Genomic DNA, 10,911 nt, shown 5'->3' on the forward strand with positions numbered 1-10,911 from the left:
TTAAAAGTTTAATCGGCAGTTTAGTGGTCATCACAAGCATGTCGACAAATGCAGAAGAAGTAGCTTTAACCTCAACGGACGAAGTAACGTTTCCAGAGATTGATCGTAGTTACTTAAAAGAAGTGAAGCGTTATGAGTACTCAGATGTTGCACGACTAGGCGTGGGTTCAAATAAGGATCAATTCCGTCATATTTTGGGTAATCCACACTTTAGTGAAGGCTTGATATTTGTTAAAACCTGGAATTATGTTTTAGACATTCGTAAGCCGAACACTCAAGAATATAAGCGTTGTCAACTCCGTATTGATTATGACAAACATTATGTTGCAGAGCGTTTGAGTTGGAAGGGAGATGATTGTCAGCAGTTCATGTACCCAACTGAAACAACGATTGTGCAGCAAATTGTAGAAAGTCCAACAAAACAATTTAATTTAAGTGCAGATGCCTTATTTAAATTTGATGGATCATCACGCAGTGATTTATTGCCTAAAGGGCAACGCGAATTAGATCAATTGGCAACACAAATTAATCAAGGTTATGCAACTGTAAGTAAAATTCATTTGGTTGGTCATACAGACCGCCTTGGTTCTGAACAGTATAACTATCAATTGGGTTTAAAACGTGCTGAAACAGTACGAAACTATTTGATGGGTGCTGGTATTCCTGAGCAAGTGATTACGTATGCTAGTGCTGGTAAAAAAGAACCTCTAAGTAATGGATGTTTTGCTGTAGCGAAAGGTAATGCACAACGTGCTTGCTTACAACAAGATCGTCGAGTGAGCGTTGAAATCACTGGTGTTGAAAAACGATAATCCAGTGATTGTTAGAGCTAAAAATTTTAATTTAAGAGTAAATTGTCAGCGCAAACTCTAAATTAAAATAAGTAGCCACCCTATCTCAGGATAGGGTGGTTTTTTTGTTAAAAAGAAAGTTAATTTATAGAATTTGATTGACTATAAAAGTGCTAGTTATAGTAATTGAGATCGGTAATTCTAAATATAATATTTAATTATATTAATAAGTAAGTTTGTTTTTTTTAATAAATATATAACTATAAATTAGTATCTTGAAATCATCGATATTCTATTGATTAAATGTCTTATATATTTATTAGTGATTATTTCTAAATTCTTAAAAGTATTAAAAAAAATACAAGTAAATATATTAACTCAAAGAAAGCTTGGTTATAATTACGGGCTAAATACATATTGATCAGATAATTATGTGTATTTGACTTGTATTTGTCCTAAAAAGATATGTTTTTTTGGGAGGAATTATAAATAATGTTGAAAAATTAAGCTACAATGATCATGATTATATTAAGAGTGTTCGGATTATTGCTAATGATGGGGTCTGTACAGGCAGCATCAGTAACGTATTATATTGATCCAGCTCGAACTTTAGCCTCGATACATGTTGAACAATTTGGTTTTACAGCACAGCCAATAAGCTTTAGCGGCATACAAGGAACTCTACATTTTGATCATAAGAATGCAAATAACTCTTCAGTTTATGTTGAAATTCCAGTGAAAAATGTAAGTACTCAGATTAATCAATTAGACCAAAAAATACTGCAAAGTAATTGGCTGTATGTGAGCAAATACCCCTATATAACATTTAAGAGTACTCGGGTTGTAAGTAGTGACAATAAGAACTACAAGATCTTGGGCAACCTTACAATCAAGGGGGTAACGAAAGCTGTACAGTTAGATACGGTATTGTTTAAACAATCTGTGCATCCAATTTTGGGTGTACCAGTAGTTGGCTTTAGTGGAAAGACAAATATTAAGCGTTCAGATTTTGGTTTGCACGAATACATGGCAAATGTAGGTGACCAAATATCTATTCAGATTCGGGCAGAAGCAATAGTTGCACATTAATGCATATTAAAATGAACAGATAGGGCCCAACAAAGTTATGTTTTTATAGCTTTGCTGGGCATGGAAATTAAATATTTGTTTTGTAACGTTGTAATTGGTGTAATACATCAACCATGTGGTCGATTTCCGTCATCGTATTATAAAAAGCAAGAGACGGGCGAACTGTACTTTCTAATCCAAAGCGTCTCAATATGGGTTGTGCGCAGTGATGTCCAGAACGCACGGCAATACCATGTTGATTTAAAAATTGTCCTACTGTTTCGGTACGATGACCATCCAAAATAAAAGACATAATGCTAGTTTTATGATTTGCAGTACCAATAAGCTTTAGTTTGGGTACACTGAGTAATCTATATTGGCCATATTCTAATAATTGCTGTTCATAGTGTGCAATATTATCAATTCCAATTGATTGTATGTAATTTAAAGCAGCACCCAAACCTACAGCATCAGCAATATTTGCTGTACCTGCTTCAAATTTATTTGGTGCATCTTGGTAGCTGATATAATCGAAACTGACATCTTGAATCATATTGCCACCACCTTGCCATACAGGCATGTTATGGAGTAATTCTGCTTTAGCGTAGAGTACACCAATACCCGTTGGGGCATATACTTTATGTCCAGAGAAAACTAAAAAATCTGCATCTAGCAGTTGAACATTGTTTGCTAAATGCGATATTGATTGAGCTGCGTCTATAAGGACCTTGGCTCCTTTGTTGTGAGCTATTTCAATAACTTCAGTGACAGGGGTAATTGTTCCTAGTGCATTGGAAACCTGTGAAATAGCAACAAGTTTTGTACGTTTGTTGATTAACTCAGGCAGTTGATGCAGCATGATTTGACCAGTTTCATCAACTGGAATAACACGTATTTTAGCTCCTGTTTGTTGACAAAGTTGATACCATGGTACGATATTGGCGTGATGTTCTAATTGTGAAATTAAAATTTCATCACCAGCAAGGATGTTTTGCATCCCCCATGTTTTTGCAACAAGATTGATTCCTTCAGTAGCACCACGTACAAAAATAATTTCATCACTTGATTCTGCACCAATAAAATTTGCCACAATTTGACGTGCTTGTTCAAAAGCATCAGTTGAACGTGCTGCAAGAGTATGAGCTGCACGATGAATATTCGAATTTTCACATCGATAGAAATCACTGATACGTTCAATGACACAATTGGGTTTTTGTGTAGTAGCTGCATTATCGAACCAAACGAGCGGATAACCATTGATCTGCTGTTGTAAGATTGGGAAATCACGGCGTATTGCCTCAACATCTAGCTGTTGTATGGCATGGGATTTGAATTTTGTAATTGCAAAGTTATCTTGAATCTGTGTGATAGGTTCTGATGTTTTAAGGGGGGCTTTGGCTTCCAGTGTTGTAAAATAAAAATTATTTGTTTGACCATGCTGCTGAGATAGGTTTGCTGTTTCAGATATTGTAAATAGATTTTTATAATCAACACTTGGCACAGAGAAATACTCATCTTGTACGCTTGTGGTAAGCGAAACAGCGTCCTGAATTGGCTTTGAATCAGAATTTAGAAAGTAAAAGGAAGATGTTGTAGCGTTATATTGATTGACTGATTCTTCAGGAGAATTTTGTCTAAATTGTTCGTTGGTTAGGTGAATAGCTTGAGATTCATCGAGAGATTTTATTTGACTTCTATTGGGTATTTCTGGGATGAATTGACGTTCAGGAAAGTCAGATTGCGGCTGAGCATTTGTCGCTTGTATTACATCATCGTAGGTAGAGGATAACATTTGCTGCGATGGTGTAGCTGTTATCGCATGTAAAGAATTTTCTGCAGTAACTAAGAGCTGATGAGGTGAGTCTTGTGTAGATTCTGACTTAGGCCATAGTGAAAATAACTCATTCGCTAGCTGATAAATTGTTTTTTCATTTAGAGCCATTGCTAGATCACTACATGGTTCTAACGGAACTTCGGTAGGCGGAGAATTATTTGTAGTTGAATGGATATTCATGATACTTGCCAACCTCCACATCTTCTAAGACCGCTAAGGCATCGTCAGTTAATATCGCAAGTGAGCAGTAAAGTGAAATAAGATAAGAAGCTATTGCATTGCGGTTAATTCCCATAAAGCGAACAGATAGCCCTGGTGACTGTTCTCCAGTTAAACCAGGTTGAAACAAGCCAACAACGCCTTGACGTTTTTCACCAACACGTAACAAAAGAATTTTAGTTTTACCATCTGTCACGGCAATTTTATTTGAAGGTATAAGGGGTACACCACGCCAAGTTATGAACTGTGAACCATATAAACTTACAGTTGGTGGTGGTACACCACGACGTGTACATTCTCGACCAAAGGCGGCAATCGCGTCTGGATGAGCAAGGAAAAAGGCAGGTTCTTTCCAAACAAGCCGTAATAAGTCGTCTAGGTCATCTGGTGTGGGAGCACCTGTTAAAGTTGAAATGCGTTGCTGCTCAGCGACACTGCTAATCAGTCCGTATTCAGGATTATTAAGAAGCTCGCTTTCTTGGCGTTCTTTAATAGTTTCTATTGTTAAACGTAATTGTTCTTTTATTTGATCATGTGGGCTACTGTATAAATCAGCAACACGTGTATGAATGTCTAAGACAGTTGATACACCATTGAGGAAGTATTCGCGTGGTGATGCATCATAATTAACAAAAGTTTGTGGAAGAGTTGCCTCATCACGCTTGGTACAAGCTACATGAATGTCATTCGTGTTACTGACGCGGTTTACACGATAAATACCAGCCTCGACTGGAATCCATTGAAGTAGGTGAGTCAACCAACGTGGGGTAATGGTTGAAAGCTGTGGAACTGTTTTAGTCGCATTTGCCAATTGTCTTGCGGCATGATCTGCGAGAGCATGTTGGCTTTTATCTGTATTTTGGGCCATGGTATTATCCTAGCTAATTGATTAATTATTCGTATTTATTGTTGTTGAAATATGATCAATATTTTTATCTTGCCATTACAAGATAGATATCGTTTAGCTTGCTTTAATATACTCCATTGTTTTAATTTGGATTTTATAATTTGTTATGTTGACTTACTGAGCTCGGCTTGAATTTTTGGTTGTAAAAAAGTTTCTAATGCCGATTGTAATACATGACTACCAGGTGCAACATTTTGTGTTAACCAAACATTGCCGCCAATGATAGAACCTTTGCCAATAGTAATACATCCTAAAATGGTTGCTCCTGCGTAAATTACAACATCATCCTCGACAATGGGATGGCGAGCATAGTTCTTCTTAAGTTGACCATCAGCAGTGAGTTCAAAACGTTTTGCACCTAGAGTTACCGCTTGATATATACGGACTCGTTCACCAATAATACATGTTTCACCAATCACAACACCTGTCCCATGGTCAATGAAAAACCCTGGGCCAATTTGTGCACCTGGATGTATGTCAATACCTGTAGCTGAATGAGCAAGTTCAGAAATAATACGTGCGAGAATTGGCACATCGGGGAATAGTTGATGTGCAAGACGATGATAAATCATAGCCAATATGCCAGGGTAGCAGAGTAAAACCTCATCAACACTATGCGCAGCAGGGTCACCCTCAAAAGCAGCACAAATATCTGCATCTATTAGACGCCGAATTGAAGCCAGTTGATCAGCAAACTTTTGTACAATGGCATGGGCTTGTTTATTAACTTTACTGAGGTTGGAGCCAGTATCTACATTGTCTTGCATTGATTGATTGCTGAACGATCGTTGATGGCGTTTATAGTCATAACTCAAAGTCAGTTGGACTTGTAATTTAAGCTGGTCTAAGACTCGGTTAAGTGTATATCCAATATAGCCATTTTCAGATTGTTGATTAATACCCGTTGGCCCGAGGCGCATGGGGAATAAGATGCCACAGAGACTATCCAATACATATTGTAAGACTTGCTTGGAAGGTAGTTCTCTCTCACCAATTTTTTTTTGTCTAAACTGAAGGGCACGCCACTCGTAACGTACTTGTTGTAAATCGTGTACAACAGGTTGAATATTCCATTGGGTCACATAATTTCCTTAAATATGATTTTCACTAAGCCCGAATTTAATCTGAATTTAAGCAAATAGAGAAGTTTTACTTTGTAGTCTTATGCTTTTCATGTTTTTATTTAATTGAATATATTTGCATCAGTGTAGAGTAAGTTATTTATTGAAATCTGTATTTAATCTTGAATCCATGGCAAATTGAGATATTTCCAACCATTTTCTTGATTACGTTGTAATGCTGTATTTAATTTACCTTCGAAACCATCAATAATATTATAGACTTGTTTAAAACCAGCATCGATAGCAGCACTAGCCGCTAATGCTGAACGCTGCCCACTTCTGCAAATTAAAATTAAGACTTGTTCTTTATTTGCAACTTTTTCCAATTCTCGAATAAACCTTGGATTGCGCGTTAGGCTTGTACCATTTGCCCATGCAACATGTATGCTCTGTTCAATATAACCAACGAATTTACGTTCTTCATGGGTACGTACATCAATTAATAATCCATATTGAGCTTGAATCAGTTGCCATGCAATTTTAGGGTCGAGGTCTCCGCTGTAGTGAAGCTGATGTTGCTCTGCGAGTTGTTGTGCTTGATTCAGTAAGGCTGTAATGTGTTCTAAATTGGAGAGAGTTGTATCAAATGTAGAATGGTCGGCTGTGGATTGTCTATTGTCCGTAATCATTGTGTTAAACCAGTAATATCGATGGTTTTTGATCTTAGGAGTATTTAAAGGGGAATTAAAATAAGAATAATTTATGTACTCATATTTAAAAAAGCATTGAGAAGAAATGAACCATAATGTTGATATGAGTGTGATAAGTCTTATTTAATTGTAGAGTATTATTGGGAATATAAAAATTATCTATATGATTAATATTGTTTCTTATTAGTTTTAAAATTTTTAAAGGTTGAATTTTTGCTTTATTTATTAATCAAATGAAAGTAATAGTAGAACGCAGTATAATTTTTCTCAGATAATAACGAGTTATCTACATGGTCAATCTTAATTACGGCGAATGAAAAATCATGATTGTACGAGATAAAAGCAATATATTTACTTTACTTTTTGCTTGGCAAGGCACTATTTTGCCTAAGGTATTGCCTGCACTAATAGTCGTGATGCTGATTTCAAGTTGTTTAGTATATTTATCTGCGCAGCATTTTTTAACAATTCCTGCTGTACCAGCTATAGGTTTTACGATTTTTGGTGTGATTCTCTCGATTTTTTTAAGCTTTCGTAATAACGCTTGTTATGATCGTTGGTGGGAGGGAAGAAAGCTTTGGGGGGCACTCATTGCTGACTCAAGACATATTTCACGAGATTCTCATGTATTAACAGAAGAACATCGAATTCGATTAATGCGACGTACCATGTTGTTTAGTCGATTACTTCGCGACCGTTTACGAAAACAAAACTCCTTTTTTGAATCTGAAAGTACTTTTCATAGTTTTAGTACAGAAGTCTTTGAGGATTTAAAAAATAATATTAATGCTTCTCAATTTGTGCTTGAAGCAATTCAACGTGATTTGGTGCAAGCATTAAGAACAGGGGAGATTAGTGACATCATTTATAATGCTTTAAACCAGCATATTATTGCATTAGGTAATATTCAAGCAGGTTGTGACCGTATTGTGAGTACTCCTTTGCCTTTTGCTTATTCTGTGCTTTTACACCGTACTGTATATTGTTTTTGTTTAATATTGCCCTTTAGCTTGGAGGCAAGTCTAGGCATATGGACTCCAATTTTGGTTGGACTTATTGCTTATTTGTTTTTAGGTTTAGATGCGTTGAGCTCTGAATTAGAAGAGCCTTTTGGTTTGCAAGAAAATGATCTGCCTTTAGATTCTATTGTGCGTTTGATTGAACGCGAGATGCTAAGTTCTCTAGGTGAGAAATTACCACCAAGTATTGAAATTATTAATGCGAATCTACGCTAATGTTTAACAACGCTTTTAATTGTATTGTCATTTGCTTGAATGGATAATGTAATTACATCATCCATTCAATAGGCAGGTATGCAACACTATGCATCATAAAACGTTGGAAGCGTGTGCTTCCTGGGTCAACAGCATGCTCTATCACCACGCCATTGCTTTGATGCTCTAACCAAACAATATCATCTTGTTCATTTAGTTTTAACTGATAAGCAATTTTACTTAGAGACTGATCAAGATTCGTCGAAATATCTTGTTGAAGTTGTTCTGATTGAATGAGCAAGCCAACTTCAGTATTTAAGTGAGCAGATCTTGGATCGAAATTAAAAGAACCAATAAAGGTCATATTATCAATATTGATTAATTTGCTATGTAAACTCGATTTGCTTTTCACTTTGGCTGGAATCACATTACCAGTCATGATTTCATACCAAGTTCGGTCATTACGTTCAATATATGGTTTAAACTCATAAAGTTTGATACCACTCTTTAATAAGTCATATCTGTACTTTTGATAGAAAGCATGCACAAGTGCAACATCATTGGCAACAAAGGCATTGGTGAGTATACGTACTTGAACATTTTGTTTTGGTAATTGGCAGAGGTAATTTAAACCAGATGCTGTAGGTACAAAATATGCCGATATAAGATCTAATTCTTGGTGAGCTTGGCCCATTTTGTTGATTAACTGTGTATATAACAGTTGTTCAGTTGCTACTTTATTGAGGGTTTTATCTGGTATATCTGCAAGAAACTCAGTGCTAGCCCAGTTAAATTGACTATTCTTAATTTTACCTACTAAAGTGTTATGTTCTGCTTCTACCTTATTTTCAGTTTGTTTATTTTTTTGAGAATAAAATTCAAATTCTTCTCTTAATTTAACTAAATCTTGTGCATTTCCTGTTGGAAGGTAGTGTTGTAGATCTACACTTAGAGAATGGTTCCAAAATAAAAGGAAATTTTGATTAGCTTGGTTCATGACTTGTCCAAGAAACAGTACATCTGTATCTGTAAATTGAAAAGATTGACTCGCATCAAAATATTCACCACTGATATTGCGTCCTCCGGTAACCGCAATGGTTCCATCGGCAATAATTAGTTTGTTATGCATGCGACGATTAATTTTTTTGGCTCTAAATATATAATCAAATATACGCAATTTACGAAACTTATAGGGATTGTAGAGTTTAATTTGAATATTGGTATGTTGCAGTAATGCTTGAAGTTGAGAGTCAAGTCGACGCCCATTTTGATCATCAATCAGTAGGCGAATTTTTACATTTCGATCGGCAGCTTGTAATAACTCGCTGAGCATTAAATTGCCAATAAAATCATTGGCCCAAATATAGTATTGTAAATCAATATAATATTGAGCTTTTCGAATGAGATAAATACGGGCTGCAATGCTACGGAATGCGTCTTCTAAGACTAAATAGGCAGTTTGGCCAAGTTGTAATTTTGTTTCTGAATTGGGATTTTGAAGCCAATGGTGAAAATTTATTTTTAGTTGTGCTTCTACTACAGGGGATTGATTCATATTGCTATTACATCCTATGCTCAACACAATTGTAAGGGTAAAAGGAAAGTCTCTTTTTTTTAATCAGTAAGTTGATCTGTTAAGTCTATAATCTAGTTCAATAGTTGGTTAATCATGTTATTCATCATAAAATAGCATAGTCCTGATCATGTGCCCTAACATGTTACAAATTAAGGAAATCAAATGAAATCACGTGCAGCCGTTGCTTTTGCCGCTGGGCAACCTTTACAAATTGTAGAAGTAGATGTTGCTCCACCACAAGCAGGTGAAGTTTTAATCAAAGTAACACATAGTGGTGTTTGTCATACAGATGCTTTCACTTTATCAGGAGATGATCCTGAAGGTGTTTTTCCTGCTATTTTAGGTCATGAAGGTGCTGGGATCGTTGTTGAAGTAGGTGAAGGTGTTACTAGCGTCCAACCTGGCGATCATGTCATTCCATTGTATACAGCTGAATGCGGTGAGTGTTTATTTTGTAAGTCAGGAAAGACCAACCTTTGTGTTGCGGTGCGTGCAACACAAGGAAAAGGGGTAATGCCTGATGGTACAACACGGTTCTCATACCAAGGCCAGCCAATTTATCACTATATGGGGTGCTCAACATTTAGTGAATATACTGTTGTTGCCGAAGTGTCTTTGGCAAAAATTCATCCTGAAGCAAATCCTGAGCAAGTCTGTTTACTCGGCTGTGGTGTAACAACCGGTATTGGTGCTGTACATAACACAGCAAAAGTTCAGCCTGGTGATAGCGTTGCTATTTTTGGTTTGGGAGGAATTGGTTTAGCTGCAGTTCAAGGTGCACGTCAAGCGAAAGCAGGTCGTATTATTGCAGTAGATACCAATCCTGAAAAATTTGAATTGGCTAAAAAATTTGGTGCAACAGACTGTTTAAATCCTAAAGATTATGATCAACCCATTCAGCAAGTCATTGTGGAAATGACAGGTTGGGGTGTAGACCATTCTTTTGAATGTATTGGCAATGTTAATGTTATGCGTTCAGCTTTAGAGTGTGCACATCGCGGTTGGGGACAATCCGTCATTATTGGTGTGGCAGGAGCTGGTCAAGAGATTTCAACACGTCCATTTCAATTGGTTACTGGGCGTAGTTGGAAAGGTACTGCATTTGGTGGAGTTAAAGGACGTACTCAATTACCAGGTATGGTTGAACAAGCGATGCGTGGAGAGATTGAATTAGAACCATTTGTAACGCATACCATGCCACTCAGCGAGATTAATCATGCATTTGAACTTATGCATGAGGGTAAATCTATTCGAAGCGTAGTGCATTTTGATGAGTGAATTATGCGTAAAATTTAAAATGATTAAGTAAATATCATAAAAAAAACGGGCAATTGCCCGTTTTTTTATTCGATGGAGCGTAAAACCTTATCGTTCAGGGTGAGGATATAAGTGACTGGCGTAAGCCATATGACATATTTCGTCGCTTAACCTTATGTTATAAGGCTTTTGGCATTTTAAATTGCTATAATTTGGCTATGAAAACCCTTAAATTACGCATAAAAGACAAACATTGTAAGATGCTAGATCAGCT

General features: G+C 36.4%; 8 protein-coding genes and 2 pseudogenes. 4 read left to right on the plus strand and 6 right to left on the minus strand.

Annotated elements, in window-relative coordinates; all coding sequences use genetic code 11:
- Positions 1 to 11 precede the first annotated feature (11 nt).
- Both RFH42_RS16430 and RFH42_RS16435 read left to right on the plus strand, forming a co-directional pair.
- Positions 12 to 812 (plus strand): OmpA family protein, encoded by an 801-nt coding sequence (locus RFH42_RS16430; RefSeq protein ID WP_445596582.1) that lies wholly within the window; start codon positions 12 to 14, stop codon positions 810 to 812.
- Between the two features lie 498 nt (positions 813 to 1,310).
- Entirely contained in the window at positions 1,311 to 1,880 is a 570-nt protein-coding gene (locus RFH42_RS16435) for a YceI family protein (RefSeq protein WP_308976995.1), read from the plus strand.
- Positions 1,881 to 1,947: 67 nt separating this feature from the next.
- Here the strand turns inward: RFH42_RS16435 and RFH42_RS16440 are convergent, their stop codons facing one another.
- From RFH42_RS16440 to RFH42_RS16455, 5 genes and pseudogenes are all read right to left on the minus strand, one after another.
- Positions 1,948 to 3,894 carry a family 2A encapsulin nanocompartment cargo protein cysteine desulfurase gene (locus RFH42_RS16440; RefSeq protein ID WP_374990763.1) on the minus strand — a complete coding sequence of 649 codons (1,947 nt, stop codon included), beginning with the start codon at positions 3,892 to 3,894 and terminating at the stop codon, positions 1,948 to 1,950.
- Entirely contained in the window at positions 3,848 to 4,780 is a 933-nt protein-coding gene (locus RFH42_RS16445) for a family 2A encapsulin nanocompartment shell protein (RefSeq protein ID WP_308976997.1), read from the minus strand. The genes RFH42_RS16440 and RFH42_RS16445 overlap by 47 nt, the downstream gene beginning before the upstream one ends.
- Before the next feature lie 143 nt (positions 4,781 to 4,923).
- A pseudogene (gene epsC / locus RFH42_RS16925) lies at positions 4,924 to 5,535 on the minus strand (serine O-acetyltransferase EpsC); the annotation flags it as partial.
- 75 nt (positions 5,536 to 5,610) lie between these two features.
- Positions 5,611 to 5,901, minus strand: a pseudogene (locus RFH42_RS16930) (serine O-acetyltransferase EpsC); the annotation flags it as partial.
- Positions 5,902 to 6,056: 155 nt separating this feature from the next.
- Positions 6,057 to 6,569: a rhodanese-like domain-containing protein gene (locus RFH42_RS16455; RefSeq protein WP_308977001.1), complete on the minus strand. Its 513-nt coding sequence runs from the start codon at positions 6,567 to 6,569 to the stop codon at positions 6,057 to 6,059.
- Between the two features lie 344 nt (positions 6,570 to 6,913).
- On the opposite strand from RFH42_RS16455, the gene RFH42_RS16460 reads away from it, so the two are divergent.
- Complete coding sequence (locus RFH42_RS16460) at positions 6,914 to 7,825, plus strand: bestrophin family protein (RefSeq protein ID WP_308977002.1); 912 nt, start codon at positions 6,914 to 6,916, stop codon at positions 7,823 to 7,825.
- A 52-nt stretch (positions 7,826 to 7,877) separates the two neighbouring features.
- Here RFH42_RS16460 and RFH42_RS16465 read toward each other — a convergent pair whose 3' ends face one another.
- Positions 7,878 to 9,359 (minus strand): phospholipase D-like domain-containing protein, encoded by a 1,482-nt coding sequence (locus tag RFH42_RS16465; RefSeq protein WP_308977003.1) that lies wholly within the window; start codon positions 9,357 to 9,359, stop codon positions 7,878 to 7,880.
- A gap of 183 nt (positions 9,360 to 9,542) precedes the next feature.
- On the opposite strand from RFH42_RS16465, the gene RFH42_RS16470 reads away from it, so the two are divergent.
- Complete coding sequence (locus RFH42_RS16470; protein ID WP_308977005.1) at positions 9,543 to 10,658, plus strand: S-(hydroxymethyl)glutathione dehydrogenase/class III alcohol dehydrogenase; 1,116 nt, start codon at positions 9,543 to 9,545, stop codon at positions 10,656 to 10,658.
- Positions 10,659 to 10,911 lie beyond the last annotated feature (253 nt).

Source organism: Acinetobacter rudis, from assembly GCF_031157835.1.
GTDB lineage: Bacteria > Pseudomonadota > Gammaproteobacteria > Pseudomonadales > Moraxellaceae > Acinetobacter > Acinetobacter rudis_A.